21 protein-coding genes are annotated in these 25,930 nt (G+C 72.4%); 17 read left to right on the top strand and 4 right to left on the bottom strand.

From position 1 onward, the window contains the following. The first annotated feature begins 646 nt into the window (after window positions 1–646). Complete coding sequence (locus ACIQGV_RS05710; RefSeq protein ID WP_402490893.1) at window positions 647–2,035, top strand: nitrate/nitrite transporter; 1,389 nt, start codon at window positions 647–649, stop codon at window positions 2,033–2,035. Between the two features lie 118 nt (window positions 2,036–2,153). Beyond that, window positions 2,154–3,305, top strand: coding sequence for a uroporphyrinogen-III synthase (locus ACIQGV_RS05705; protein ID WP_402490891.1), 1,152 nt, complete (start codon window positions 2,154–2,156; stop codon window positions 3,303–3,305). A gap of 78 nt (window positions 3,306–3,383) precedes the next feature. Here ACIQGV_RS05705 and ACIQGV_RS05700 read toward each other — a convergent pair whose 3' ends face one another. The 3 genes from ACIQGV_RS05700 to ACIQGV_RS05690 all read right to left on the bottom strand — a co-directional run bounded on the left by ACIQGV_RS05700 (window position 3,384) and on the right by ACIQGV_RS05690 (window position 5,668). Continuing rightward, window positions 3,384–4,427: a hypothetical protein gene (locus tag ACIQGV_RS05700; RefSeq protein WP_402490888.1), complete on the bottom strand. Its 1,044-nt coding sequence runs from the start codon at window positions 4,425–4,427 to the stop codon at window positions 3,384–3,386. Continuing rightward, window positions 4,415–5,068, bottom strand: coding sequence for a hypothetical protein (locus ACIQGV_RS05695; protein ID WP_402490885.1), 654 nt, complete (start codon window positions 5,066–5,068; stop codon window positions 4,415–4,417). The genes ACIQGV_RS05700 and ACIQGV_RS05695 overlap by 13 nt, the downstream gene beginning before the upstream one ends. Window positions 5,069–5,188: 120 nt before the next feature. Continuing rightward, complete coding sequence (locus ACIQGV_RS05690; RefSeq protein ID WP_402490883.1) at window positions 5,189–5,668, bottom strand: DUF1772 domain-containing protein; 480 nt, start codon at window positions 5,666–5,668, stop codon at window positions 5,189–5,191. Window positions 5,669–5,964: 296 nt separating this feature from the next. Here ACIQGV_RS05690 and ACIQGV_RS05685 point away from each other — a divergent pair, with 296 nt between their 5' ends. The 6 genes from ACIQGV_RS05685 to ACIQGV_RS05660 all read left to right on the top strand — a co-directional run bounded on the left by ACIQGV_RS05685 (window position 5,965) and on the right by ACIQGV_RS05660 (window position 13,077). After that, a complete protein-coding gene (locus ACIQGV_RS05685) occupies window positions 5,965–6,564 on the top strand; it encodes a CGNR zinc finger domain-containing protein (RefSeq protein WP_402490881.1) in 600 nt (199 codons plus the stop codon). 357 nt (window positions 6,565–6,921) lie between these two features. Then, on the top strand, window positions 6,922–7,500 hold the full coding sequence (locus ACIQGV_RS05680; RefSeq protein ID WP_402490879.1) for a sigma-70 family RNA polymerase sigma factor: 579 nt from the start codon (window positions 6,922–6,924) through the stop codon (window positions 7,498–7,500). Window positions 7,501–7,550: 50 nt separating this feature from the next. Then, a complete protein-coding gene (locus tag ACIQGV_RS05675) occupies window positions 7,551–8,309 on the top strand; it encodes an anti-sigma factor family protein (RefSeq protein ID WP_402490876.1) in 759 nt (252 codons plus the stop codon). A 60-nt stretch (window positions 8,310–8,369) separates the two neighbouring features. Next, the gene (locus tag ACIQGV_RS05670) at window positions 8,370–10,667 is read left to right on the top strand and encodes a HelD family protein (protein WP_402490873.1); all 2,298 of its coding nucleotides are present in this window, start codon (window positions 8,370–8,372) and stop codon (window positions 10,665–10,667) included. Window positions 10,668–11,045: 378 nt separating this feature from the next. Further along, entirely contained in the window at window positions 11,046–12,467 is a 1,422-nt protein-coding gene (locus tag ACIQGV_RS05665; RefSeq protein ID WP_402490870.1) for an NAD-dependent malic enzyme, read from the top strand. A gap of 328 nt (window positions 12,468–12,795) precedes the next feature. Continuing rightward, entirely contained in the window at window positions 12,796–13,077 is a 282-nt protein-coding gene (locus ACIQGV_RS05660) for an HU family DNA-binding protein (RefSeq protein WP_402490868.1), read from the top strand. 157 nt (window positions 13,078–13,234) lie between these two features. On the opposite strand, the gene murA is transcribed toward ACIQGV_RS05660, so the two are convergent. Further along, window positions 13,235–14,572, bottom strand: a complete 1,338-nt coding sequence (murA, locus tag ACIQGV_RS05655; RefSeq protein WP_402490865.1) for a UDP-N-acetylglucosamine 1-carboxyvinyltransferase — start codon at window positions 14,570–14,572, stop codon at window positions 13,235–13,237. A 244-nt stretch (window positions 14,573–14,816) separates the two neighbouring features. On the opposite strand from murA, the gene ACIQGV_RS05650 reads away from it, so the two are divergent. The 9 genes from ACIQGV_RS05650 to ACIQGV_RS05610 all read left to right on the top strand — a co-directional run bounded on the left by ACIQGV_RS05650 (window position 14,817) and on the right by ACIQGV_RS05610 (window position 25,854). Then, on the top strand, window positions 14,817–15,389 hold the full coding sequence (locus ACIQGV_RS05650; RefSeq protein WP_402490862.1) for a YqgE/AlgH family protein: 573 nt from the start codon (window positions 14,817–14,819) through the stop codon (window positions 15,387–15,389). Between the two features lie 29 nt (window positions 15,390–15,418). Further along, a complete protein-coding gene (locus ACIQGV_RS05645; protein WP_356690570.1) occupies window positions 15,419–15,706 on the top strand; it encodes a DUF3039 domain-containing protein in 288 nt (95 codons plus the stop codon). A 276-nt stretch (window positions 15,707–15,982) separates the two neighbouring features. After that, entirely contained in the window at window positions 15,983–17,275 is a 1,293-nt protein-coding gene (locus ACIQGV_RS05640; protein ID WP_402490859.1) for an extracellular solute-binding protein, read from the top strand. Next, window positions 17,272–18,150 (top strand): carbohydrate ABC transporter permease, encoded by an 879-nt coding sequence (locus ACIQGV_RS05635; protein WP_402490856.1) that lies wholly within the window; start codon window positions 17,272–17,274, stop codon window positions 18,148–18,150. The genes ACIQGV_RS05640 and ACIQGV_RS05635 overlap by 4 nt, the downstream gene beginning before the upstream one ends. Next, on the top strand, window positions 18,147–18,992 hold the full coding sequence (locus ACIQGV_RS05630) for a carbohydrate ABC transporter permease (protein ID WP_402490853.1): 846 nt from the start codon (window positions 18,147–18,149) through the stop codon (window positions 18,990–18,992). The genes ACIQGV_RS05635 and ACIQGV_RS05630 overlap by 4 nt, the downstream gene beginning before the upstream one ends. Window position 18,993: 1 nt before the next feature. Further along, a complete protein-coding gene (locus tag ACIQGV_RS05625; protein ID WP_402490851.1) occupies window positions 18,994–20,625 on the top strand; it encodes a beta-N-acetylhexosaminidase in 1,632 nt (543 codons plus the stop codon). Window positions 20,626–20,867: 242 nt separating this feature from the next. After that, entirely contained in the window at window positions 20,868–21,761 is an 894-nt protein-coding gene (locus tag ACIQGV_RS05620; protein WP_402490848.1) for an FAD binding domain-containing protein, read from the top strand. Continuing rightward, a complete protein-coding gene (locus tag ACIQGV_RS05615) occupies window positions 21,758–23,545 on the top strand; it encodes a 2Fe-2S iron-sulfur cluster-binding protein (protein ID WP_402490846.1) in 1,788 nt (595 codons plus the stop codon). Before ACIQGV_RS05620 ends, ACIQGV_RS05615 begins: the two co-directional genes overlap by 4 nt. Then, window positions 23,542–25,854, top strand: a complete 2,313-nt coding sequence (locus ACIQGV_RS05610) for a xanthine dehydrogenase family protein molybdopterin-binding subunit (protein WP_402490844.1) — start codon at window positions 23,542–23,544, stop codon at window positions 25,852–25,854. Before ACIQGV_RS05615 ends, ACIQGV_RS05610 begins: the two co-directional genes overlap by 4 nt. The last annotated feature ends 76 nt before the right edge of the window (window positions 25,855–25,930 follow it).

Raw genomic sequence — 25,930 nt, 5'->3', positions numbered from 1 at the left:
CGGCTCCCCCTTCGCCTCGGTGTACGGCACGCCCCGCACACCCCCGCCGGAGGCGCCCCCCGCCCCACGGGCCGAGGCGGCCCCCGCTTCTCGCACCTCGCCAGGGGCACCGGTGCCGGCTCGGGCGTCCGCGCCTGCTGCGGCGTCGACCAGGGTGCCGGGCGTCGTACCGTCGCCGACGCCGACGCCGACGCCGACGCCGACGCCGACGCCGACGCCGACGCCGACGCCGACGCCGACGCCGACGCCGACGCCGTCGCCGACGCCGTCGCCGACGCCGGACCCGGTACCGGCACCGGCACCGGCCTCGGCGTCAGCCTCTGCCTCGGCGTCAGCCCCTGTCACGGCGTCAGCCCAAGCCACGGCATCCGTGCCGGTGTCCGTGTCCGCCCCGGCCCGCCGTGGCGGACGTCTCGGCGTCGGTGTCTGCGCGGTGCTCCCCCTGCTCGTGGCGCTCGGCTGGTACGTGCTGACGCGCTGAGCTCCCGGCCGCTGCCGGCCGGGGACCTCTCATCCGGCTTTCACCCCGGGTGAGAGCAAAGTTCCCTTCCGGTCACCCACAGCCACAGCACGGAAACGCGCTCTCCCTACCTTCGGTTCTCAGCCACTCCCAGCAGACCTGAGTCCCGGAGCCCGTGGAGGCGTCATGACAGCACCCGGTTCGGCCCCCTCTAGCCCCGCCGAGGGCAGGGGAGGCCGCTGGATCGAGCGGTGGGACCCGGAGGACGAGGTCTTCTGGGAGCAGACCGGTGAGAAGGTCGCCCGCCGCAACCTGGTCTTCTCGGTCCTCTCCGAGCACATCGGGTTCTCGATCTGGACCCTGTGGTCGGTGATGGTGCTGTTCATGGGCCCGGAGTACGGGCTCACCCCCGCCGACAAGTTCCTGCTGGTGTCCATGGCGACGCTGGTCGGCGCGGTCGTGCGGGTGCCGTACACCTTCGCCGTGGCGATCTTCGGCGGCCGCAACTGGACCATCGTCTCGGCGGGTCTGCTGCTCGTCCCGGCGGTGGCCGCGTTCACCGTCATGGAACCGGGGACGTCGTACTCCACCTTCCTGGTCTGCGCGCTGCTCACCGGTGTCGGCGGCGGCAACTTCGCCTCTTCCATGACCAACATCAACGCCTTCTTCCCGCTGCGGAAGAAGGGCTGGGCGCTCGGTCTGAACGCGGGCGGCGGCAACATCGGCGTGCCGGTGATGCAGCTGATCGGCCTCGCCGTGATCGGCGCGAGCGGCGGGCCGCGTGTGCTGCTCGGGATCTACATCCCGCTGATCGTCGTCGCCGCCGTCCTCGCCGCGCTGTACATGGACAACCTCGCGACCGTGAAGAACGACACCGGTGCGGCCAAGGACGCGGTGAAGGAGGGCCACACCTGGATCATGGCCTTCCTCTACATCGGCACGTTCGGCTCGTTCATCGGCTACAGCTTCGCCTTCGGCCTCGTCCTGCAGACGCAGTTCGGCCGTACGCCGCTCCAGGCCGCCTACGTCACCTTCATCGGCCCGCTGCTCGGCTCCCTGATCCGCCCCGTCGGCGGCTGGCTCGCCGACCGCTACGGCGGCGCGAAGATCAGCCTCTGGAACTACGTCGGCATGGCCGCGGCCACCGCGGTCGTCCTGCTGGCCAGCGAGCAGGAGTCGCTGCCCCTGTTCACCGCCGCCTTCATCGTCCTGTTCGTCCTGAGCGGGCTCGGCAACGGCTCGACGTACAAGATGATCCCCGGCATCTTCCAGAACAAGGCGCTCGCCCAGGGGCTGACGGGCGAGGAGGCCGCGGCGTACGGACGGCGGCTGTCCGGCGCCTCCATGGGGCTCATCGGAGCGGTCGGCGCGCTCGGCGGCCTCGGCATCAACCTGGCCTTCCGGCAGTCCTTCCAGACCTCCGGCACCGGCACCGGAGCGTTCGTCGCCTTCCTCGTCTTCTACGGTCTCTGCTTCGCGGTGACCTGGGCCGTATACCTTCGCCGTCCGGCGGCCGCCCGGCGCTCCACGGCGGCCGCCGAGGCAAAGCCCGAGCTCAGCTATGCCGAGGTGTGACGTAACACCGGCGCAATGAAGCCGAACCGAGCCTGTCACGCACCGTTGACAGGCTCGGCGGCATGTAGGTGAGAAGGGGGTCGTCAGGCCCCGCTGACTCGAGCGCGGGACGAGAGCTATGTACGACGAACAGCAGTCACCTGAGCATGGCCCCCTCGCGGGTTTCACCGTCGGCGTCACGGCCGCGCGCCGCGCCGACGAGCTCGGCGCGCTGCTCCAGCGCCGCGGCGCCTCGGTCCTGCGCGCGCCCGCCCTGCGGATCGTGCCGCTGGCGGACGACAGCGAGCTTCTCGCCGCGACGAAGGAACTCATCGACCGGGTCCCGGACGTGGTGGTGGCCACCACCGCCATCGGCTTCCGCGGCTGGGTGGAGGCCGCCGACGGCTGGGGTCTCGGTGAGACCCTCCTGGAGCGGCTGCGCGGTGTCGAACTGCTCGCCCGCGGCCCCAAGGTCAAGGGCGCGATCCGCGCGGCGGGGCTGACGGAGGAGTGGTCGCCGTCCTCGGAGTCCATGGCCGAGGTCCTGGACCGGCTCCTCGCGGAGGGCGTCGACGGCCGTCGCGTCGCGATCCAGCTGCACGGCGACCCGCTGCCGGGCTTCGTGGAGGCGCTGCGCGAGGGCGGTGCCGAGGTCGTCGGCGTCCCCGTCTACCGCTGGATGCCGCCGGAGGACATCGCGCCCGTCGACCGCCTCCTGGACGCCGCGATCGCCCGGGGCGTGGACGCGATCACCTTCACCAGCGCGCCCGCGGCGGCCTCGCTGCTGTCCCGGGCCGAGGAACGGGGGCTGCTGCCGGAGCTGCTGTCGGCGCTGAACCACGACGTGCTGTCGGCCTGTGTCGGCCCGGTCACCGCCCTGCCGCTCCAGGCCCTCGGGGTGGAGACGGTCCAGCCGGACCGCTTCCGCCTCGGCCCGCTCGTCCAGCTCCTGTGCCAGGAACTCCCGGCCCGCGCCCGCTCCTTGCCCGTCGCCGGACACCAGGTGGAGATCCGCGGTCACGCCGTCCTCGTGGACGGCACGCTGCGCCCGGTCCCCCCGGCGGGCATGTCGCTGCTGCGCGCGCTCTCCCGCCGCCCCGGCTGGGTGGTGGCCCGCGCCGACCTCCTGAGGGCCCTTCCGGGAGCCGGCCGCGACGAGCACGCCGTGGAGACGGCGATGGCCCGTCTGCGCACGGCCCTCGGCGTGCCGAAGCTGATCCAGACAGTGGTGAAACGGGGTTACCGCCTGGCCCTGGACCCGGCGGCGGACGCCAAGTACGCGGACGCATGAGACCCGCAGGACCCCGAGGTCCGTGTCACGCCTCGGGCTCCCCGCAGCGGCCCCGCCCGACGGGAGAGGGTGTCCCCCTCACCGGTTCACCGCCTGGATCTCCTGCACCACCACCGCCTGTTCCGCGCCGAACGTGCCGTCCGGGAGGTTCTGCGCGGCGGGTACGCCTGTGCCGGTCCAGTGGATCTTCCAGGTGAGGGTGGCCCTGAGGGGGAACGTGGTGTTGCCCGAGGCGCGGAGGTAGCGGACGCCGCAGGGCGGGGTCCGGGTCGCCTCTCCCTGGGCGTAGGGCTCGCCGATGCGGCCGTCGGTGAGGTCGCAGACACCGGAGGCGGGGTAGGTCTCGGCGTCCTTCGTGCCGGGGTCCAGGGTCAGGGAGACCGGTTCCGCCGTGGTGGTCGCCTGGATGCCCAGCAGGGGTACCGAGGCGGTGACCGAGACCGGCTTGAACTCGGCGCCGTCCAGCCAGGCCCAGGTGGGCAGGTTGACCTTGGTGGTGCCCTGGGGCGCGAGGTCGACCTCGGTGGAGGGGACGCGGATCTCGGCGTAGGCGAGCTGGGCGAGGATCTCGGGGGTGACGGCCTCGGCGACGTCCGCGGGCGGGGGAGCGCCCTGGTCCACCCAGAAGGGGGGCTTGCTGCAGGCCAGGGCGCCGGGATCGCCTTCACGGCCGACCGTGACGTAGGAGTCCCACCAGTAGCCCTTGTCGGCCTTCTCCTTGTTGAAGTCCTTGTAGGGGTGTCCTTCCACATAGCGGGCCCGCTGGTCGGCGTCCCACTGATAGCCGGTCGACTCGGCCTGCCAGATCGGCTCCAGGTACGCCTTCAGCTCGTCGGGCGTGTACTTGGGGGCGTAGTAGCAGGCCGGAGGGGTCCACGTCGTGGTGGACGTCACGGTGCCGGCGGACTGCCCGGACCCGTTGCGGGAACGGTCGAAGACAATGGCTCCCGCCGTGGCGGAGAGCCCACCCTTGCCGTCGGAGCCACCCGAGGCGGACGTGTCGGAACCGCCGTTCGTGCTGCCGCCGTGGCCGTAGCCCGCGAGTGCCTGGGCGGGGCAGAGCAGGACGATTGCCGCGGCGGCCGCCGCCACGGCAGTTCCCCGGTATGTCACGGACGGCATGCGGCGTTCCCCCGCTCGGAAGTCAGCTTCTCGGTGACCCAGACGCCCTGCTTGTTGACCCGGAGCCTGCTGTTGTAGAGCACGTAGTTGTCGTCCGACTCCGGAGTCCGCGACGTCTTCCCGGTCTTGAGGCTCTTGTTGTATGCCTTGTTCTGGTCCTCGCAGTAGGCGAAGCCGGCCGTCCCGCCTTCGTCGACCTGCACCTTGGCGTCGTAGAAGCGCTTGGTGCCGGTGATCCGGTCGCCGTAGTCGACGAACTCCTGGACGAACTTCTGGCTCGACGCGGCCGCCTCACCCTCCGAGTAGAACCGGTAGGCGCCGTGCAGCGGGTCCTGTTCGGCGATCGCCATGTCCACCGCCTTGATGAACTGCTCGCCGTCGCTCAGTACGGCGTCCTTGTCCTTGTCGCCCGTCTTCGACCACTCGAAGGAGTAGGTCAGATCCGAGGGCAACGAGATCTCCGGCCTTCCCGCGTCCGTCGACGGGCTCTGCGCGGGGGGCGCCGGTGTCTTCTCGCCGGTGTCCGCGCCCGCGATCTTGTCGTTCGCCTCGGGGGAGCCGGACTCGCCCCCGCAGGCGGTGAGGAGGAACAGGGCCGCTGTTCCGGCGGCGAGTGCGGGGCGGATGCGGGGGCGGATCACAGAGGGCTCCTGGTGGGGCGGGAGGGGTTCGGGATCAGGCGATACCGTAACGGGCCCACCACGGACCGCACCAGGACGAACTGGGCCCGAGCGGCAGCGGAGTTGCGGCTGTGTCCGGCCTCACCGCCGGCCGCGTACCGTCAGCGCCCCCGCCAGCAGGCCCAGCCCCGCCACCGACAGCCCGGCCCGCACCGCGTTCCACAGCACCCACATGTCCTCGAAATCCGCACGGGCCGCCGCCGGAGAGCCCGTCGCGGAGGCCAGCCGGTCGTTGAGGGGGACGTTGACGACGACGGTGACGAGGAAGGCGAGGGCGTAGGCCGCGCAGCCGCTCCAGGCCAGCCAGCGGTGGGGAGCGGTGCGGGACTGCCAGGCCGCCACGGCGGACAGCGGCAGGGCGCCCAGGAAGGCCAGGAGGAACAAGGGGTTCTGGATGACGTCGTTGATGTCCCGCACGACCTGGACGAACACCCGGTCCTCGCTGCGGGACAGGGCGGGCATCACCGCACAGGCGAAGACGAAGAAGGTGCCGGCCGTCAGGCCCACCAGGATCGTCGCCGTGAGGAGCACCGGGCCCGCGGTTCTGCTCTGTGTCGTCATGCGCCCAGTCAACGGGGCCGCCCCGGGCCCGGACATCGTCGAGGCGCGCGGGGCCATACGCGTGCGTCTCTCCGCCTCTCCCTATCCCTCTCCCCCTCTTTCTCCCTCTCCTTCTCATGAGGCGCTCTTGCCCGTGAGGCTCTCCACGGCCGCCCCGTCGGTGTCCTCGGGCCGGGCCCCGTCCCGCACACGTGTCCGCTCCGGGTCTACCCACGGCCCCCTCGGAAGGGCACTGTGGAGGGGAGCGAACGGAACGCCTCCCTCTCCTTGTTCCCACCGCAGGCGGTGACAGGCGCATGACAGTGGTCCCGGGTGCACCCACGGCCCCCCATGAACTCCGCTTCGACGCCGGACGGGTCTGTCTCGACCTCCTCGCGACCGCCCACCCCGCCGAGCGGCTCGGTTCGGCCGACGCCCTGCGGGCGTGGGTCGACGGCAGCGGGCTCGTTCCGCCGGGAACGGCGCTGGTGCACCTGGACGCCGGGTGGGTCGCGGCGTTCCGGGAACTGAGGCTGGTCGTGGGGGCGTTGGTGGACGACCACCTCGCCGCCCGGCCGGTGCACGACATCGCGCTGGCCCGGCTCAACGACCTCGCCCGGACCTCCCCTCCCGCCCCGAACGCCGTACGCGACGCCGACGGCAGACTCGTCCGGGCGCTGGACGGACGGCCCGAGTGCGCCGCACTGCTCGGCGCGGTCGCCAGGGACGCGGTCGAACTGCTCACCGACCCGCTCGCGCTGGCCGCGCTGCGGCGGTGCGCGGGGGACAACTGCCCCCTCGTGTACGTCGACGCGTCCCGCGGGCGCCGCAGGCGCTGGTGCTCCAGCGAGGTGTGCGGCAACCGGGAGCGGGTGGCCCGGCACCGGCGCAGGGCCGCAGCTCCGGCCCGCACCTGAGGGGCCGTCGGCCCTCGCGGAAGGGGCCGTCGGTCCTCGCGGACGCCTGCCGGAGCGGCGCACGGACCCGGCGGACGTCTGCCGGAACACCGCTCCGCACCGGCGGGCGCCTGCCGGGATGTCACTGCGTCCTGCTTTGGGCCGGGTTGCGCACGCCGGCCCCCGCTCCCGGTGCCCACCCTCCCGCAACCGGAATCCAACTCGATAAGATGTAAAGGAAATGGGGAGGGAATGTGCAGTCATGTCCCCCTCGTGGCATGACTACGACGAAAAATTTCGCTCCGCTTTGAACGCGCACCGCCGCACGTCCGTACCCGATGCCGAGCGACCGACTGGGGGAACCCCCGGACACCGGAGGTGGGCGTGCGCAAGGATGCGGCCGTGGAACGTGGAACGAGGGCCCGACATCGCATGTCATCCCAGCCCTCGGAACCAGACGAGGAGCTGATGCGTGCCCTGTACCAGGAGCACGCCGGCCCGTTGCTGGCGTATGTCCTGCGGCTGGTCGCCGGAGACCGGCAGCGCGCCGAGGATGTCGTGCAGGAGACGCTCATCCGCGCCTGGAAGAACGCCGGTCAGCTCAATCGGGCGACCGGTTCGGTACGCCCCTGGCTGGTGACGGTCGCGCGCCGCATCGTCATCGACGGCCACCGCAGCCGGCAGGCCCGGCCGCAGGAGGTCGATCCGTCGCCGCTGGAGGTCATCCCCGCGGAGGACGAGATCGACAAGGCGCTGTGGCTGATGACGCTGTCCGACGCTCTCGACGACCTGACCCCGGCCCACCGGGAGGTGCTCGTCGAGACGTACTTCAAGGGGCGTACCGTCAATGAGGCGGCCGAGACGCTGGGCATACCCAGCGGCACGGTGCGGTCTCGGGTGTTCTATGCCCTGCGTTCGATGAAGCTGGCACTTGAGGAGCGGGGGGTGACGGCGTGATGAGCATGTACGGGGGATTCGGCCCGGGTGGAACGGGACATCCTGCTCCCATGGGATCAACGGGCCCGAACGAGCACGAGACCGTCGGCGCCTACGCCCTCGGGATTCTCGACGACGCCGAAGCAACCGCTTTCGAAGCGCATCTCGCGACCTGCGAGTGGTGCGCCCAGCAGCTCGACGAGCTCGCCGGGATGGAGGGGATGCTGGCGGCCCTCGCTGACCTGCCGGACACGGGCACGCCCGCGATCGGGGAGTCGCTCTCCGCAAGGCCCAGCCCCCGGCTCGTGGAGCGTCTGGTCGACGAGGTCGCCGAGCGGCGTGCGCACAAGCGCCGGCGCGGCTTCTACCTCGTCGCCGCGGCGGCCGCGCTGATCATCGGCGGTCCGCTGGTGGCCGTGGCGACCTCCGGCGGCGACACCGGCTCCCAGGTCGAGGCGCATCCGTCGAGCCCCGCCAAGGAGGCGTTCGACGTGATGCACGACAAGATCAAGGGCACCGACCCGACGACCCAGGTCAGCGCCACGGTCGCGCTGGAGAAGAAGGCATGGGGCACGCACGCCGTGCTGGAGCTGAAGAACGTCAAGGGGCCCGAGCGGTGCTCCCTGATCGCCGTCGGCAAGAACGGCGAGCGTGAGACGGTGACCACCTGGTCCGTCCCGAACTGGGGCTACGGCATCCCGGACTCCGCCGCGGAGCAGGCCCGTCAGCCGCTCTACGTCCACGGCGGCGCCGCCTTCGAGCCGAACCAGATCGACCACTTCGAGGTGATGACCTTCGGCGGGAAGCGGCTCGTCGAGGTCGACGCGTAGCCTCCAGGGGCCCCCTTCGCGTACGGTTGACGGCTGCCCAGCACGTCAGAAGGGGGCCCGGTGGCCGCTCAGGCTCAACAGGAAACCGCGGTCGGCTCGGTCCAGGACTCGGTCCGTGACCGTGAGATCAGCGTCGAACAGGAACACCTGGACCGCGTGTACCGACGCCTCGAGGAGAAGATCCACGAGGCGGAGTTCCTCATGCACGACGCCGCCCAGCGCGGCCAGGTGGGCACGCCCGGCGCGCTCGCCGAGAGGGACGCGCAGGTCTTCCGCGCGGGCGTCCATCTCAATCGGCTGAACAACGAGTTCGAGGACTTCCTGTTCGGCCGGATCGACCTGCTGTTCGGCAAGGACGGCAAGAAGGGGCCCGACGGCGCCTACACGGCGGTGGAGCCGGCCGAGGGCGCCGTGCGCCAGGACGGCACCGCCGACATCGCCGAGACCCTGCACATCGGCCGGATCGGCGTGCTCGACGCGGACTACGCCCCGCTGGTCATCGACTGGCGGGCCCCCGCCGCGGCACCCTTCTACCGCTCCACCCCCGTCGACCCGGGCCGGGTCGTGCGCCGCCGGGTCATCCGCTCCAAGGGCCGCAAGGTGCTCGGGGTCGAGGACGACCTGATGCGTCCCGAGCTGAGGGCCTCCCTCGGCGGACAGGAGCTGGCCGTCATCGGCGACGGTGCCCTGATGGCCGCCCTCGGCCAGGCCCGCAGCCACACCATGCGGGACATCGTCTCCTCCATCCAGGCCGAGCAGGACCTGGTGATCCGCGCGCCCGCCGCCTCCGTGACGTACGTCGAGGGCGGCCCCGGCACCGGCAAGACCGCCGTCGCCCTGCACCGCGCGGCCTACCTGCTCTACCAGGACCGGCGCCGCTACGCGGGCGGCATCCTGATCGTCTCGCCGACCCCGCTGCTCGTGGCCTACACCGAGGGCGTGCTGCCCTCCCTCGGCGAGGAGGGCCAGGTCGCCATCCGGGCGATCGGCTCGCTCGTCGACGGGGTCGAGGCCACGCTGTACGACGCCCCGTCCACGGCTCGCGCCAAGGGCTCCTACCGCATGCTGAAGGTGCTGCGGAAGGCCGCCCGCGGAGCCCTGGAGCTGAACGATTCTCCGGACCGGCTGCGGGTCGTCGCCTTCGGCCGCCGGCTGGAACTGGAGGCCGCCGAGCTGGACCGGGTGCGCCGCACCGCCCTCGGCGGCACCGCCCCGGTGAACCTGCTGCGCCCGCGCGCCCGCAAGCTGCTGCTGGACGCGCTGTGGGCGCAGTCCGGCGGCGCCGGCCGGCACAGCGACCCGGAGCTCGCCGCCGAGCTGCGCTCCTCCTTCGACGAGGACGTCACGAGCGAGGACTCCTTCATCGCGTTCCTCGACGCCTGGTGGCCGGAGCTGACCCCGAACGCCGTCCTCGCCGCCATGGCCGACGAACGGCGGCTCGGCCGCTGGGCCCGGCGCATCCTGAACCCGGGCGAGGTCCGCAGGGTCGCCCGTTCCCTCAGGCGTGAGGGCCGCACGGTCCACGACATCGCCATGCTCGACGAGCTCCAGGCGATCCTCGGCGCCCCCGCGCGCCCGCGCAGGAGGCGCGAGCTCGATCCGCTGGACCAGCTCACCGGTCTGGAGGAGCTGATGCCCGTGCGCGAGGAGTCGCAGCGCGAGCGCGCCGAGCGGCTGGCCCAGGAGCGCACGGAGTACGCCCACGTCATCGTCGACGAGGCGCAGGACCTCACGCCGATGCAGTGGCGCATGGTCGGCCGCCGCGGCCGGCACGCCACCTGGACGGTCGTCGGCGACCCGGCCCAGTCCTCCTGGTCCGACCCGGACGAGGCGGCGCAGGCCCGTGACGAGGCGCTGGGCACCCGTCCGCGCCGCCGTTTCGAGCTGACCGTGAACTACCGCAACCCCGCGGAGATCGCCGAGCTCGCCGCGAAGGTGCTGGCCCTGGCCATGCCGGGCGCGAAGTCCCCGTCGGCGGTGCGTTCCACCGGTGTCGTCCCGCGCTTCGCCGTCGTGGGGGACTCCCTCGGCGCGAGCGTGCGCGAGGAGGCCGGGCGGCTGCTGGAGCGGGTGGACGGCACCGTCGGCGTCGTCGTCGCGATGAACCGGCGCGAGGAGGCGCGGCGCTGGCTGGCCGGGCTCGGCGACCGGGTGGTGGCGCTCGGCAGCCTGGAGGCCAAGGGCCTGGAGTACGACGCGACGGTGGTGGTCTCCCCGGCGGAGATCGCCGACGAGTCCCCGGCCGGCCTGCGGGTGCTGTACGTGGCCCTCACCCGGGCGACCCAGCAGCTCACGGTCGTCTCGGGGGAGCGGGACGAGCCGGACGCGACCGGGACCCCCGACCTGCTGCGGGACTGACTTCAGGAGATCCGGCGGCACGGGAATGGCCCCGCGGCATCCGTTTGTTAGCCTTGTCGTGACACCGGCCCGATCCAAGCCCCCGGGCCCAACCTTCGTCCCTCAGAGGGACCACTTGCCGCGAGGCGAGCATGGCGGGTCGGTGTCATGAACGTGAGAGAGGCCCACGTCCTGTGTGACGTGGGCCTCTTCTTTATCTCTGCCGTCAGCGGGTGGCGTCGGCAGATCGTTTCTCGTATCGTGGAATTGGTTTTCCGAAGTTCACGTTCTCCATGAACACAACGTCCGCAATCCTGTGCGGTTACCACGTACTCGTTGGTAGGTGCGACGATCGGACGGCACGATTCGCGACACGGTGAAAAGCAGAGGAAGTCGGCCATGGCAACGGCGCCCAGCGTCTCCTACTCGATGACGATCCGGCTGGAGGTGCCCGCGAGCGGAACCGCCGTATCGCAGCTCACCACCGCCGTGGAGTCCTCCGGAGGCTCGGTGACCGGCCTCGACGTCACCGCGTCCGGTCACGAGAAGCTCCGTATCGACGTCACCATCGCGGCCACCTCCACCGGCCACGCCGACGAGATCGTCGAGAAGCTGCGCGGCATCGAGGGCGTCACGCTCGGCAAGGTCTCCGACCGTACGTTCCTGATGCACCTCGGCGGCAAGATCGAGATGGCCTCCAAGCACCCCATCCGCAATCGTGACGACCTCTCCATGGTCTACACGCCGGGTGTGGCCCGTGTCTGCATGGCCATCGCCGAGAACCCCGAGGACGCCCGCCGCCTGACCATCAAGCGCAACTCCGTTGCGGTCGTGACGGACGGCTCCGCCGTGCTGGGCCTCGGCAACATCGGCCCCAAGGCCGCGCTGCCCGTCATGGAGGGCAAGGCGGCCCTCTTCAAGCGCTTCGCCGGCATCGACGCCTGGCCGCTCTGCCTGGACACCCAGGACACCGACGCCATCGTCGAGATCGTCAAGGCCATCGCCCCCGGCTTCGCGGGCATCAACCTGGAGGACATCTCCGCGCCCCGCTGCTTCGAGATCGAGGCCCGGTTGCGCGAGGCCCTCGACATCCCCGTCTTCCACGACGACCAGCACGGCACCGCCATCGTCGTCCTGGCCGCGCTGACCAACGCGCTGCGGGTGACCGGCAAGGCCGTCGAGAGCATCCGGGTCGTCATGTCCGGCGCCGGCGCCGCCGGTACGGCCATCCTCAAGCTGCTGCTGGCCGCCGGGGTCAAGAGCGCCGTCGTCGCCGACATCCACGGTGTGGTGCACGCCGGACGGGCCGACCTCGTCGACGCCCCGGCCGACTCCCCGCTGCGCTGGATCGCCGACAACACCAACCACGAGGGCCTCACCGGCACGCTGAAGGAGGCCGTCCGCGGCGCCGACGTCTTCATCGGCGTCTCCGCCCCGAACGTCCTGGACGGCGACGACGTGGCCGCCATGGCGGACGGCGCGATCGTGTTCGCGCTCGCGAACCCCGACCCCGAGGTGGACCCGGCGATCGCCCGCCAGACCGCGGCGGTCGTGGCCACCGGCCGCTCCGACTTCCCCAACCAGATCAACAACGTGCTGGTCTTCCCGGGTGTCTTCCGCGGTCTGCTGGACGCCCAGTCCCGCACCGTCAACACGGAGATGATGCTTGCGGCCGCCAAGGCCCTGGCGGACGTGGTGAGCGAGGACGAGCTGAACCCCAACTACATCATCCCGTCCGTCTTCAACGACAGGGTCGCGGGCGCCGTCGCGGGCGCGGTGCGCGAGGCGGCGAAGGCGGCGGGAACGGCGCAGCACGGCTGACCTGCGTGGTCATGAGCTGTGAACCTTGCCACGGCCGCTCCCCGGCGCGTCGTGGAACCGGGTCCGGCCGATCTGCCTCTAGGGTGTCGGCCAGGCTTCCGCGCTCGTTTCGTGTGACTCCCAAGGGTGTTCTCATGACTCCTGCGGGTGCCGGATTGGCTTTACCGCCGCAGGTAGAGGCAGGATGCGTCCCTGGGCGCGAGCGTCCGACGACGGACCCGGGTCCGGGGACTGTCCGAGGACCGTGGCAGCATCGGCTTCGCTGTGTCGGATTGCGGCTCCGCCGCGTGACACGCCCCAACGGCAAGAAGAACACGGGAGTAAGAACATGAACCGCAGTGAGCTGGTGGCCGCGCTGGCCGAACGCGCCGAGGTGACCCGCAAGGACGCCGACGCCGTGCTGGCCGCGTTCGCCGACGTGGTCGGCGATGTCGTCGCCAAGGGCGACGAGAAGGTCACCATCCCCGGCTTCCTCACCTTCGAGCGCACCCACCGTGCCGCTCGCACCGCGCGCAACCCGCAGACCGGCGAGCCCATCCAGATCCCGGCCGGCTTCAGCGTGAAGGTGTCCGCGGGCTCCAAGCTCAAGGAAGCCGCCAAGGGCAAGTAAGTCCGCCCGAGCGCCGCTTCGATCTGGCGCCGTGGGCGACTGCGGGCCGGCCGTGGCCGGTCGCGCAGTTCCCCGCGCCCCGACGGGGCGCTCTCGCCGGAGACGCCGAAGGGCGGCCACCCGCACGGGTGGCCGCCCTTCGGCGTGCGTGGGCCTGTCAGAGCGCCTTGCCCGGGAGCTCGACCTTCGCGCCGAGCTCGACGAGCTTCTCCATGAAGTTCTCGTAGCCCCGGTTGATGAGCTCGATGCCGTGGACCCGGGAGGTGCCCTGGGCCGCGAGCGCCGCGATCAGGTACGAGAAGCCGCCGCGCAGGTCGGGGATGACCAGGTCGGCGCCCTGGAGCCGGGTCGGCCCGGAGACGACCGCGGAGTGCAGGAAGTTGCGCTGGCCGAAGCGGCAGTCGGAGCCGCCCAGGCACTCGCGGTAGAGCTGGATGTGGGCGCCCATCTGGTTCAGCGCGGAGGTGAAGCCGAGGCGGGACTCGTAGACCGTCTCGTGGACGATCGACAGGCCCGTCGCCTGCGTCAGGGCGACCACCAGCGGCTGCTGCCAGTCGGTCTGGAAGCCGGGGTGCACGTCCGTCTCCAGCGCGATGGACTTCAGCTGCCCGCCGGGGTGCCAGAAGCGGATGCCCTCGTCGTCGATCTCGAAGGCGCCGCCCACCTTCCGGTAGGTGTTCAGGAACGTCATCATCGAGCGCTGCTGGGCGCCGCGGACGTAGATGTCGCCCTCGGTCGCCAGCGCCGCGGACGCCCACGAGGCGGCCTCCAGACGGTCCGACAGGGCGCGGTGGGTGTAGCCGCCGAGCTTGTCCACACCGGTGATGCGGATCGTGCGGTCGGTGTCGATCGCGATGATCGCGCCCATCTTCTGCAGCACGCAGATGAGGTCCTCGATCTCCGGCTCGACGGCCGCGTTCGACAGCTCCGTGACGCCCTCCGCGAGGACGGCCGTCAGCAGCACCTGCTCGGTCGCGCCGACCGACGGGTAGGGCAGCCGGATCTTCGTGCCGCGCAGCCGCTGCGGAGCCTCCAGGTACTGGCCGTCGGCGCGCTTCTCGATCGTCGCCCCGAACTGCCGCAGCACCTCGAAGTGGAAGTCGATGGGCCGGCCGCCGATGTCGCAGCCGCCGAGCCCGGGGATGAAGGCGTGGCCGAGACGGTGCAGCAGCGGGCCGCAGAAGAGGATCGGGATGCGCGACGAGCCCGCGTGGGCATCGATGTCAGCGACGTTCGCGCTCTCCACGTGCGACGGGTCGAGGACCAGCTCACCCGGCTCGTCACCGGGGCGGACCGTCACCCCGTGCAGCTGCAGCAGCCCGCGTACGACCCGCACGTCGCGGATGTCCGGAACGTTGCGCAGCCGGCTCGGCGCGCTGCCCAGCAGCGCGGCGACCATGGCCTTCGGTACGAGGTTCTTCGCACCGCGGACACGGATCTCGCCCTCCAGCGGGGTTCCGCCGTGGACAAGCAGGACATCGTCGTTGACGGTCATGAATCTCGCGTTCCGTGGGGTTGGGGCAGGGGCCAGAGAGAGAAGAGTAATCGCCGTCGGCCCCCCGTCCGTAAGCCCGAGGAGGCCCTCGTTCCGTCATATCTCTGTCACAACACGAACCGTGCCAACACGGGCACATGGGGTCACCGTGCGCCGGGGTCGCACCCACGCGCCCTGAGCTGCGCGCACGCGCGAAGGGTGATTGGCTCCCCACATCCGGGCAAGATGCGGGATCATGTCTGGCATGACCGAGGTGTCCTCGCTCACAGGGCGGCTGCTCGTGGCCACGCCCGCCCTGGCGGACCCGAACTTCGACCGCGCGGTGGTGCTCCTTCTCGACCACGACGAGGAGGGTTCCCTCGGGGTCGTCCTCAACCGCCCCACGCCGGTCGGCGTGGGCGACATCCTGGAGGCGTGGGCGGACCTGGCGGGTGAGCCGGGCGTGGTCTTCCAGGGCGGCCCCGTCTCCCTCGACTCGGCCCTCGGCGTCGCGGTGATCCCGGGCGGCTCCGCCGCCGACGGCACCCCTCTGGGCTGGCGCCGGGTCCACGGGGCGATCGGGCTGGTCGACCTGGAGGCCCCGCCCGAGCTGCTCGCCTCCGCGGTCGGCTCGCTGCGCATCTTCGCCGGATACGCCGGCTGGGGTCCGGGCCAGCTGGAGGACGAACTGGTGGACGGCGCCTGGTACGTCGTCGAGTCCGAGCCCGGTGACGTCTCCTCCCCGGAACCCGAGCGGCTCTGGCGCGAAGTGCTGCGCCGTCAGCGCAGCGAGCTGGCGATGGTCGCCACCTATCCGGACGACCCGTCGCTCAACTGATGCGTGCGAGCTTCAGTACCCTTGGCCGTATGAGCACTCTTGAGCCCGAGCGCGGGACTGGTACCGGGACCCTCGTCGAGCCCACGCCGCAGACTTCCCACGGCGACGGCGACCACGAGCGCTACGCCCACTACGTCCAGAAGGACAAGATCATGGCGAGCGCCCTCGACGGGACCCCCGTCGTGGCGCTCTGCGGCAAGGTGTGGGTGCCTGGCCGTGACCCGAAGAAGTACCCCGTGTGCCCCATGTGCAAGGAGATCTACGACTCCATGGGGTCCGGCGGCGACGACAAGGGCAAGGGCGGCGACAAGAAGTAGCCCGGCCCGGTCGGACGGACCGGCGCAAGGCCCCCGGAAGACGCGTCACGGCGCGTTTCCGGGGGCCTTCGTGCGTCATGGGCCCCGCGTGTGCCGCCGGGCCTCGTGTGTCACCAGTCCCGTGTGTCACCGGGTCCCGTGCGTCACCGGGCCTTCGAGTGTCACGAAGTGGTTCAGACCTCTTGTGGACCTGTTCGTGCAGTCCATAGCCTCCCTGGTGTTGTGCAGAGCGAAACCCCCATTGCGTATGCTGCAACACGCGGAGGATCACTTCCCATGAAGCCGTCCCCTGGCCCGGCCCTCCTGGCCCTCGCCGCTTTACTCCTCGCCGCCTGCGCCCCCCAGTCGTCCGGCCGCACCTCCGCCGAGGACGACAGGTCCGGCACCCTGCGCGTCTGGCTCTTCCAGGAGGTCGACAACAAGCCCAAGGAGAAGATCGTCGCCTCCGTCGTCGACGTCTTCGAGAAGTCGCACGACGGCACCGACGTCACCGTCGAGTACATCCCCGTCGAGACCCGCGCCCAGCGCATCAAGGCCGCCTTCAACGACCCCGCGAGCGCCCCGGACGTCGTCGAGTACGGCAACACCGACACCGCCGGCCACGTCCGCGACGGCGGACTGCTGGACGTGACGAAGGATTTCGCCGCCTGGCCGGAGTCCGCCGACACCGACCCCACCGCACGCCGCTCGGTCACCGTCGACGGCAAGGTCTACGGCGCCCCGTTCTTCGTCGGCGTGCGCGCCCTGTACTACCGCACCGACGTGTTCGCCCGGCTCGGCCTGGAGGCGCCCCGCAGCCAGGCCGAGCTGATCGCCACGGCCAAGCGGATCAGGAAGGCCCGGCCGGACCTGTACGGTCTCGCCGTCGGTGGCGCCTACACCTACGGCGCCCTGCCCTTCGTCTGGGCGCACGGCGGCGAACTCGCCACCGGCCGGGACGGCTCCTGGACGTCCGCCGTCGACAGCGCCGCCGCCCGCAAGGGCATCGCGGCGTACACCTCCCTGTTCGGCGACGACAACTGCCCCGTCGCCGTCTGCGCCGGCATGACCGGCAACGACACCGTCACCGCCTTCGCCGCGGGGAAGGCGGCCATGGCGATCGCGGGCGACTTCAGCCATGCCGCCGTCGAGGCGGGCGAGGTCAGGGGCAGATACGCCGTCGTGCCGCTGCCCGGTCTGCGCGCAGGCTCCGTCGCGCCGGCCTTCGCGGGCGGCAACAACATCGGCGTGCTCAGGAGCACGTCCCACCGCACGCTCGCCGTCGACCTGATGAAGCGGCTGGCCGCCAAGCGCACCCAGGGCGAACTGTTCGACGCGATGGGCTTCCTGCCGACGTACTCCGACGTACGGCGCGAGGCCGCGGCCCGGGAGCCGTTCGTGGCGCCCTTCGTCGAGACGCTGGCCGCGGGGACGAAGTTCGTGCCCGCCTCGCCCGCATGGGCGCGGATCGACGCCTCACAGGTGCTGCCGACCATGTTCCAGGAGATCGTCAGCGGGAAGAAGGACGTGGCCGCCGCCGCCGGGGACGCGGCCCGCGAGATGGACGAGGCGTTCGGGGCCGCCGGGTGAGGGGCCGGGCCGGCACTCCCTGGCTCCACCTCGCGCCCGCCCTCCTCGTCCTCGGCGCGCTCCTCGTCTACCCCGTGTACCAGCTCGGCCTGATCTCGCTCCTCGAGTACACCCAGGCACAGGTCAGCGGAGGCGAGCCGGTCTCCTTCCGGGGGCTGGCCAACTACTCCGAGCTGTTCGGGGACGAGCGGTTCCGGCAGGTGCTGCTGGCGACCGTGCTGTTCGCGGCGGCCTGCGTCGTGTCGACCCTGACGGTCGGCTGCGCCCTCGCCGTGCTGCTCACCCGGGTGCGCGCCCTGCCGCGGCTGGCCCTGATGCTGGCGGCCCTCGGAGCCTGGGCCACCCCGGCCGTCACCGGCTCGACGGTGTGGCTGTTCCTCTTCGACCCCGACTTCGGCCCGGTGAACCGGGTCCTCGGACTGGACGGCTTCTCCTGGACGTACGGGCGCTCCAGCGCGTTCCTCCTGGTGCTGCTGGAAGTGGTCTGGTGCTCCTTCCCGTTCGTCATGGTGACGGTGTACGCCGGGATCCGCGCGGTCCCCGCCGAGGTGCTGGAGGCGGCGGCCCTGGACGGTGCCTCGCAGTGGCGGATCTGGCGGTCGGTGCTCGCGCCGATGCTGCGGCCCGTCCTGGTCGTCGTCACCCTCCAGTCCGTCATCTGGGACTTCAAGGTCTTCACGCAGATCTACGTCATGACGGGCGGCGGCGGCATCGCGGGCCAGAACCTCGTGCTGAACGTCTACGCCTACCAGCAGGCGTTCGCGTCCTCGCAGTACGGCCTCGGCGCGGCGATCGGCGTCGTGATGCTGCTGATCCTGCTCGCGGTGACGCTGCTGTACCTGCGGCTGCTGCGCCGGCAGGGGGAGGAGCTGTGAGGGCGCCCCGCGCGCTGCCGCGGCGGCCCTGGCGGTCGGCCGCCGAGGGGAGCGCGCTGCTGATCGCGGCCGTCGTCGCCTTTCCGCTCTACTGGATGGTCCTCGGTGCCTTCCGGCCGGCCGGGGAGATCGAGTCGGCCGAGCCCCGGCCGTGGACGTCGGCGCCCACCCTGGACGCGTTCCGGCGGGTCTTCGGGCAGCAGGAATTCGGCCGCTACTTCGTCAACAGCGTGGTCGTCGCGGTGAGTGTGGTGATCGCCTCGGCGCTGATCGCCTTTCTCGCCGCAGTGGCCGTGACGCGATTCCGGTTCCGCTTCCGGACCACTCTGATGGTGATGTTCCTGATCGCCCAGATGGTGCCCGTGGAAGCGCTCACCATCCCGATGTTCTTCCTCATGCGGGACTTCGGCCAGCTGAACACCCTGGGGTCCCTGATCCTGCCCCACATCGCCTTCTCGCTGCCCTTCGCGATCTGGATGCTGCGGGGGTTCGTGAAAGCCGTTCCGGAGACGCTGGAGGAGGCCGCTCACCTCGACGGGGCGAGCCGGGCGCGCTTTCTGTGGCAGATCCTTTTCCCGCTCGTCCTGCCCGGTCTGGTGGCCACGAGCGTGTTCTCCTTCATCTCCGCCTGGAACGACTTCCTGTATGCCAAGTCCTTCATCATCAGCGACACCTCGCAGTCCACCCTGCCGATGGCGCTGCTGGTGTTCTACAAGCCGGAGGATCCGGACTGGGGCGGCGTCATGGCGGCGTCCACGGTGATGACGATTCCGGTGCTGGTGTTCTTCGTACTCGTACAACGGCGTCTGGTCTCCGGACTGGGCGGAGCGGTAAAGGACTGAGATGACACGGACGGCGGAACTGATCCCGGCGCCGACGCTCGTGCGCGGCGGCGAGGGTGCCGAAGAGCGCACGCGCCTCGACGGCGGTACGGCCCTGGAGGCGGGGCCCGGCACGGAGGGCGTCGCGCGCTGGCTGCGCGCCACGGTCGGCGCGGCCACGGGCCTGCCCTTCCCGGAGACGGGCGACCCCGCCCGGCGGGTGGTGCTGAGCATCGAGCCGGACCTGCCGCCGGAGGGCTACCGCCTGGTCAGCGGCACCGGCTCGTGCCGTATCCAGGGCGGCAGCGCGGCCGGGGTGTTCTGGGGCGCCCAGACCTTCCGGCAGCTGCTCGGCCCCGACGCCTTCCGCCGGGCACCGGTGCGGCCGCGGGAGTCCTGGGAGCTTCCGCGGGTCACCGTCGAGGACTCCCCGCGCTTCGGCTGGCGGGGCCTCATGCTCGACGTGGCCCGGCACTTCATGCCCGTGGACGGTGTCCTGCGCTATCTCGACCTGATGGCCGCCCACAAACTCAACGTGCTCCATCTGCACCTGACGGACGACCAGGGCTGGCGCGTGGAGATCGAGCGGTACCCGCGGCTGACCGGGACCGGATCCTGGCGGGCCCGGACGAAATTCGGACACCGCGCCTCACCGCTGTGGGAGGAGAAGCCGCACGGGGGCTTCTACACCCAGGACGACATCCGCGAGATCGTGGCCTATGCGGCCGAGCGGCATATCGCCGTCGTCCCGGAAATCGACGTACCCGGGCACTCGCAGGCGGCCATCGCCGCCTATCCGGAACTCGGCAACACCGACGTCGTCGACACCACCGCTCTCACCGTCTGGGACAACTGGGGGATCTCCCCCAACGTACTCGCCCCCACCGACACCACCCTGCGGTTCTACGAGGGGGTGTTCGAGGAACTGCTGAACCTGTTTCCGGGCGAGTTCGTGCACATCGGCGGGGACGAGTGCCCGAAGGAGCAGTGGCGGCGCTCACCCGCCGCACAGGCCCGTACGGAAGAACTCGGACTGGCCGGCGAGGACGAACTCCAGGCATGGTTCGTCGGCCACTTCGACCGGTGGCTCTCCGCGCGCGGACGCAGGCTGATCGGCTGGGACGAGATCCTGGAGGGCGGGCTCGCGGAAGGCGCCGCCGTCTCCTCCTGGCGCGGCTACGAGGGCGGGATCGCCGCCGCGCGGGCCGGCCACGACGTCGTCATGTGCCCCGAGCAGCACGTGTACCTGGACCACCGCCAGGACGGAGGTGCGGACGAGCCCGTCCCCATCGGCTACGTCCGCACCCTGGAGGACGTCTACCGCTTCGAACCGGTTCCGCCCGCGCTCACCGGGAGCGAGGCACGGCACGTGATCGGCACCCAGGCCAATGTGTGGACCGAGGTGACGGAGGACCGCGCGCGGGTGGACTACCAGACGTTCCCCCGGCTCGCGGCCTTCGCCGAGGTGGCCTGGAGCGCCCTGCCCGGCCCGCGGGCGAGGGACTTCGGGGACTTCGAGCGCCGGATGAGCACGCACTACCGGCGGCTGGACGCCCTGGGCGTCGCCTATCGGCCACCTGCCGGGCCCCGGCCGTGGCAGCGGCGGCCCGGGGTGCCCGGACGCCCGCTGGAGGGGCCGCCGCCGAACCGGTGACCCCGGCCCGGACCGATGACACGAAAACGCCCGGCCGTCACCGAAGAGTGTCAATTAGCACACATCGATGAAGTCACGCGAAAACCGGCCATCCCCTCGATGAGGTGGGCGAATGCCTCCTAGCGGACCCCCGCGTCCGGCCCCTGCGATGATGTGCCAGAGTTGCCACGTCCGCCTTGTCAGCACGTACCGTACGGCAACACAGGTGGGACCAGGCGGGGCAGCGGGAAGGGGCAGCCGGTTTGACCACGCACGCACCACGGGCGGCGCAGGCCGTCACGCTGCCCACGACGCTGGACGAGGCCGTGGCGGCGCTCTCCGCCATGCCCGCGGCCGTGCCCGTCGCGGGCGGCACCGATCTGATGGCCGCCGTCAACTCCGGGCAGCTCAGGCCCACCGCGCTGGTCGGCCTCGGCCGCATCAGCGAGATCCGCGGCTGGCAGTACCAGGACGGCCACGCCCTGCTCGGCGCCGGCCTCACCCACGCCCGCATGGGCCGACCCGACTTCGCGGCCCTCATCCCGGCGCTCGCCGCCGCCGCGCGTGCCGCCGGACCGCCGCACATCCGCAACGCCGGCACCCTCGGCGGCAACATCGCCACCGCCGCGCCGACCGGTGACGCGCTGCCCGTGCTGGCCGCCCTGGAGGCCACGGTCGTCGTCGCCGGACCCGGCGGCGCCCGCCGCGAGATCCCGGTCTCGCACCTGCTGGCCGGCATGGAGATGCTGCGCGGCGGCGAACTCATCGGCTACGTGCGCGTGCCGCTGCTGCACGCCCCCCAGGTCTTCCTCAAGGCCACGGGCCGCACCGGCCCCGGCCGCGCGGCCGCCTCCGTCGCCCTCGTGCTCGACCCCGCCCGCCGGGGTGTGCGCTGCGCGGTGGGCGCCATAGCGCCGATGCCGCTCAGGCCCCTGGACGCCGAGCAGTGGATCGCCCAGCTCATCGACTGGGACAACGACCGCGCGATCGTCCCCGAGGCCCTGGAGGCGTTCGGGGAGTACGTCGCCGCCGCCTGCATCCCCGACCCGGTACCCGCCGAGGACGGTTCGGTGCAGGAGCTTCCGCCCGCCGTACTGCACCTGCGGCGCACCGTCGCCGCGCTGGCCCGACGAGCACTGGGGAGGGCACTGTCGTGACCGACGACCAGCACGGAGAGGGCACGCCCCAGGCACCGGGGCGCTGGGACCCGCTGCCCCAGGGCGACTACGACGACGGCGCCACCGCCTTCGTCAAGCTGCCCGAGGGCGGCATAGAGGCGCTGCTCGCCGCCGACAGCCCGCTCGCCGCGCCCGGCCACGGCTATGTGCCGCCGCAGATCGCGGTGGCCCCCGCCTCCGACGCGGCCACCGACCCCGCCGGCGGCTGGCCGGCGGCGGCCGGACCCGCCGAGGGGGACCGGTGGCCCGCGCCCGGGACGGGCACCGCGGGCGACGACCGCTTCACCTACCACCCCGGGGCGACCGGGCAGTGGACCTTCGAGGACGCGAACGCCCAGGAGCACGCCCCCGCCCCCGCGCCCGGGCACGAGGTCACCGGCCAGTGGTCCATCCCGGTCGCGGGCGGCGACCTCCCCGACGAGTCGGGCGAGTACACCACGTCCTCGCTGGTCGAGCAGTGGGGCAGCACGCCCCCGGCCACGCTGCCGGGCGGCGCGTCCGCGCCGTGGGCCGCACCGCAGGACGACGACCGGACGTGGGGCGGCGGGACCGGCGGCACCCACGCGTACGGCGACACCGGCGCGGCCGGCCCGTTCCAGGACCACGACCCGGCCGGCCCGCACGGCGAGCCCCTGCCCGGGCACCCGCACACCGAGGCCCGGGAGGCCGTCCCCGGCACGTCCGAGGACCCCGACGGGGCCGACGGGGCGCACGACGCCCCGGAGGCCGCGGAGGAGCCCGCGGAGCCCGGCACGGCACCCGCGACGTACCCCGGCACGGACGCCCCTTCCCGCGGCGAGGTGTCCGCGCGGGCGGCGACGCCCGACATGGCTCCCGGGGCGTCGCGCTCCGCCGAGGCCCGGGCCGCCGCGTCCGCCGGGACCGTGACGTCCCCCGAGGACGCCCCGGACCTCGAGGCCGCGCCCGGGACCGCCCCCGGGACCGCCCCCGGGACCGCCCCCGGGACCGCGCCCGGCCCCGACGACGCCCCGGCCGACGGCCCCGCCGCCTCCGGCGACGTACCGGCCGCCGCTGCCGAGGCCGCGTCCGACACCCCCGCGGACCTGCCTCCGCCCCCGGCCGAGGAGCACCCGCTCGCCGCCTACGTCCTGCGGGTCAACGGCGCGGACCGGCCCGTCACCGACGCCTGGATCGGCGAGTCGCTGCTCTACGTGCTGCGCGAGCGGCTCGGGCTCGCGGGCGCCAAGGACGGCTGCTCGCAGGGCGAGTGCGGTGCCTGCAACGTCCAGGTGGACGGCCGGCTGGTGGCGTCCTGCCTGGTGCCCGCGGCCACCGCGGCCGGCAGCGAGGTGCGCACCGTCGAGGGACTGGCCGCCGACGGCCGGCCCTCCGACGTGCAGCGCGCGCTCGCGCGGTGCGGTGCCGTGCAGTGCGGCTTCTGCGTGCCCGGCATGGCGATGACCCTGCACGACCTGCTGGAGGGCAACCCGGCGCCGACCGAGCTGGAGACCCGGCAGGCCCTGTGCGGCAACCTGTGCCGCTGCTCGGGCTACCGGGGCGTCCTGGACGCCGTGCAGGAGGTCGTCGCCGAACGCGAGGCGCACAGCGCCGGCGGGGACGGCGAGCACGACGGCGAGGCCCGCATCCCGCACCAGGCGGGACCGGGCGCCGGAGGCGTCCGTCCGTCGGCCTTCGAGGCGGGCCTGCCCCCGGGCGCACCGGCCCCGCACGAACATCTCCACGACGATCCGCACGACCAGCCGTACGGGCACGGACAGGGACAGGACGGAGGCCAGGCGTGAGCAACGAAGCCGCCACCGCGACCACCTCCGCGGAGGCAGCCGCCCCCGCCCCGGAGCCGATCCCGCACGGCCTCGGCTCCTCGCTCGCCCCCGCGGACGCGCGCGCCAAGACGGAGGGCACCTTCCCCTACGCGGCCGACCTGTGGGCCGAGGGCCTGCTGTGGGCGGCCGTGGTGCGCTCGCCGCACCCCTCCGCGCGCATCCGGTCCGTCGACACCACCCACGCGCGCGAGATGCCCGGTGTCCGCGCGGTCGTCACGCACGAGGACGTGCCCGGCAGGCCCGTGTACGGGCGCGGCACGGCCGACCGGCCGGTCTTCGCCTCCGACGTCGTACGCCACCACGGCGAGCCCATCGCCGCCGTCGCCGCGGACCACCCCGACACCGCGCGGATGGCCGCCGCCGCCGTCATCGTCGAGTACGAGGTGCTCGACCCGGTCACCGACCCCGAGCACGCCTTCGAGGCCGAGCCGCTGCACCCCGACGGCAACCTGATCCGGCACATCCCGCTGCGCCACGGCGACCCGGAGGCCGACGGGGAGATCGTCGTCGAGGGCCTGTACCGCATCGGCCGCCAGGACCCCGCCCCCATCGGCGCCGAGGCCGCTCTCGCCGTGCCCCGCCCGGACGGCGGCGTCGAGCTCTACACCGCCTCCACCGACCCGCACGCCGACCGCGACACCCTCGCCGCCTGCTACGGCCTGCCGCCCGAGCAGGTGAAGGTCGTCGTCACCGGGGTGCCCGGCGCCACCGCCGACCGCGAGGACCAGGGCTTCCAGCTGCCCCTCGGACTGCTCGCGCTGAGGACCGGCTGCCCGGTGAAACTGACGGCGACCCGCGAGGAGTCCTTCCTCGGCCACGTCCACCGCCATCCGACGCTGCTGCGCTACCGCCACCACGCCGACGCCGAGGGCAGGCTGGTCAAGGTCGAGGCGCAGATCCTGCTCGACGCGGGCGCCTACGCCGACACCTCCTCCGAGGCGCTCGCCGCGGCCGTCTCCTTCGCCTGCGGCCCGTACGTCGTCCCGAACGCCTTCATCGAGGGCTGGGCGGTACGCACCAACAACCCGCCCTCCGGCCATGTGCGCGGCGAGGGCGCGATGCAGGTGTGCGCGGCCTACGAGGCCCAGATGGACAAGCTCGCCAGGAAGATCGGCGTCGACCCGGCCGAGCTGCGCCTGCGCAACGTGCTGGCCACCGGTGACGTGCTGCCCATCGGCCAGACGGTGACCTGCCCGGCCCCGGTGGCCGAACTCCTCCAGGCGGTAAGGGACTTCCCGCTGCCCGCACTGCCCAAGGACACCCCCGAGGACGAGTGGCTGCTGCCCGGCGGACCCGAGGGCGCGGGCGAGCCGGGCGCGGTGCGCCGGGGCGTGGGCTACGGCCTGGGCATGGTGCACATGCTCGGCGCGGAGGGCACCGACGAGGTCTCCACCGCGACGGTGAAGGTCCAGGACGGCGTGGCGACGGTGCTGTGCGCGGCCGTCGAGACGGGGCAGGGCTTCAGCACGCTCGCCCGGCAGGTCGTGCAGGAGACCCTGGGCGTCGAGGAGGTGCATGTCGCGCCCGTCGACACCGACCAGCCGCCGGCCGGTCCGGGCTGCCGGGGACGGCACACCTGGGTGTCGGGCGGGGCGGTGGAGCGCGCGGCGAAGATGGTCCGCACGCAGCTTCTCCAGCCGCTGGCGCACAAGTTCGGCATGTCCACCGAGCTGCTGCAGATCGCCGACGGGAAGATCACCTCGTACGACGGGGTCCTGTCGACCACCGTCGCGGAGGCGATGGAGGGCAAGGAACTGTGGGCGACCGCCCAGTGCCGCCCGCATCCCACCGAGCCGCTGGACGAGGCCGGGCAGGGCGACGCGTTCGTGGGGCTCGCGTTCTGCGCGATCCGTGCCGTGGTGGACGTCGACGTGGAGCTGGGCTCCGTGCGGGTCGTGGAGCTGGCCGTCGCGCAGGACGTGGGGCGGGTGCTGAACCCGGCGCAGGTCGCGGCGCGGATCGAGGCCGGGGTCACGCAGGGTGTGGGCATCGCGCTCACCGAGAACCTGCGGACGCCCCGCGGCACGATCCGGCACCCCGATCTGACCGGCTACGCGCTGCCGACGGCCCTGGACGCGCCGGACATCCGGATCGTGAAGCTGGTCGAGGAGCGGGACGTGGTCGCGCCGTTCGGGGCCAAGGCGGTCAGCGCCGTGCCGGTGGTCGCCTCGCCGGCGGCGATCGCGTCCGCGGTGCGGGCGGCGACCGGGCGGCCGGTGAACCGGCTGCCGATCAGGCCGCAGGCGGCGGTGGTCACGGGCCGGTGAGGCCCGGGCCGGTTCCCGGCCTTTCGTGGGCCCGCGCAGGTGGGGCCGCTGTCAGTGGGGGCGCGTAGTCTTCTGG

Origin of the sequence: Streptomyces sp. NPDC093094 (genome assembly GCF_044754345.1) — a bacterium.
In the GTDB taxonomy this organism is placed as follows: Bacteria; Actinomycetota; Actinomycetes; order Streptomycetales; family Streptomycetaceae; genus Streptomyces.
This window is presented reverse-complemented; position numbering and strand designations above follow the sequence as displayed.

Bases quoted from the DNA above. Each gene is read 5' to 3' on its own strand.
- ACIQGV_RS05710 (WP_402490893.1), top strand. From the start codon at position 647: ATGACAGCACCCGGTTCGGCCCCCTCTAGCCCCGCCGAGGGCAGGGGA.
- ACIQGV_RS05665 (WP_402490870.1), top strand. From the start codon at position 11,046: ATGGCAACGGCGCCCAGCGTCTCCTACTCGATGACGATCCGGCTGGAG.
- ACIQGV_RS05645 (WP_356690570.1), top strand. From the start codon at position 15,419: ATGAGCACTCTTGAGCCCGAGCGCGGGACTGGTACCGGGACCCTCGTC.
- ACIQGV_RS05705 (WP_402490891.1), top strand. From the start codon at position 2,154: ATGTACGACGAACAGCAGTCACCTGAGCATGGCCCCCTCGCGGGTTTC.
- ACIQGV_RS05625 (WP_402490851.1), top strand. From the start codon at position 18,994: ATGACACGGACGGCGGAACTGATCCCGGCGCCGACGCTCGTGCGCGGC.
- ACIQGV_RS05685 (WP_402490881.1), top strand. From the start codon at position 5,965: ATGACAGTGGTCCCGGGTGCACCCACGGCCCCCCATGAACTCCGCTTC.
- ACIQGV_RS05675 (WP_402490876.1), top strand. From the start codon at position 7,551: ATGGGATCAACGGGCCCGAACGAGCACGAGACCGTCGGCGCCTACGCC.
- ACIQGV_RS05660 (WP_402490868.1), top strand. From the start codon at position 12,796: ATGAACCGCAGTGAGCTGGTGGCCGCGCTGGCCGAACGCGCCGAGGTG.
- ACIQGV_RS05690 (WP_402490883.1), bottom strand. From the start codon at position 5,668: ATGACGACACAGAGCAGAACCGCGGGCCCGGTGCTCCTCACGGCGACG.
- ACIQGV_RS05640 (WP_402490859.1), top strand. From the start codon at position 15,983: ATGAAGCCGTCCCCTGGCCCGGCCCTCCTGGCCCTCGCCGCTTTACTC.
- ACIQGV_RS05700 (WP_402490888.1), bottom strand. From the start codon at position 4,427: ATGCCGTCCGTGACATACCGGGGAACTGCCGTGGCGGCGGCCGCCGCG.
- ACIQGV_RS05650 (WP_402490862.1), top strand. From the start codon at position 14,817: ATGACCGAGGTGTCCTCGCTCACAGGGCGGCTGCTCGTGGCCACGCCC.
- murA (WP_402490865.1), bottom strand. From the start codon at position 14,572: ATGACCGTCAACGACGATGTCCTGCTTGTCCACGGCGGAACCCCGCTG.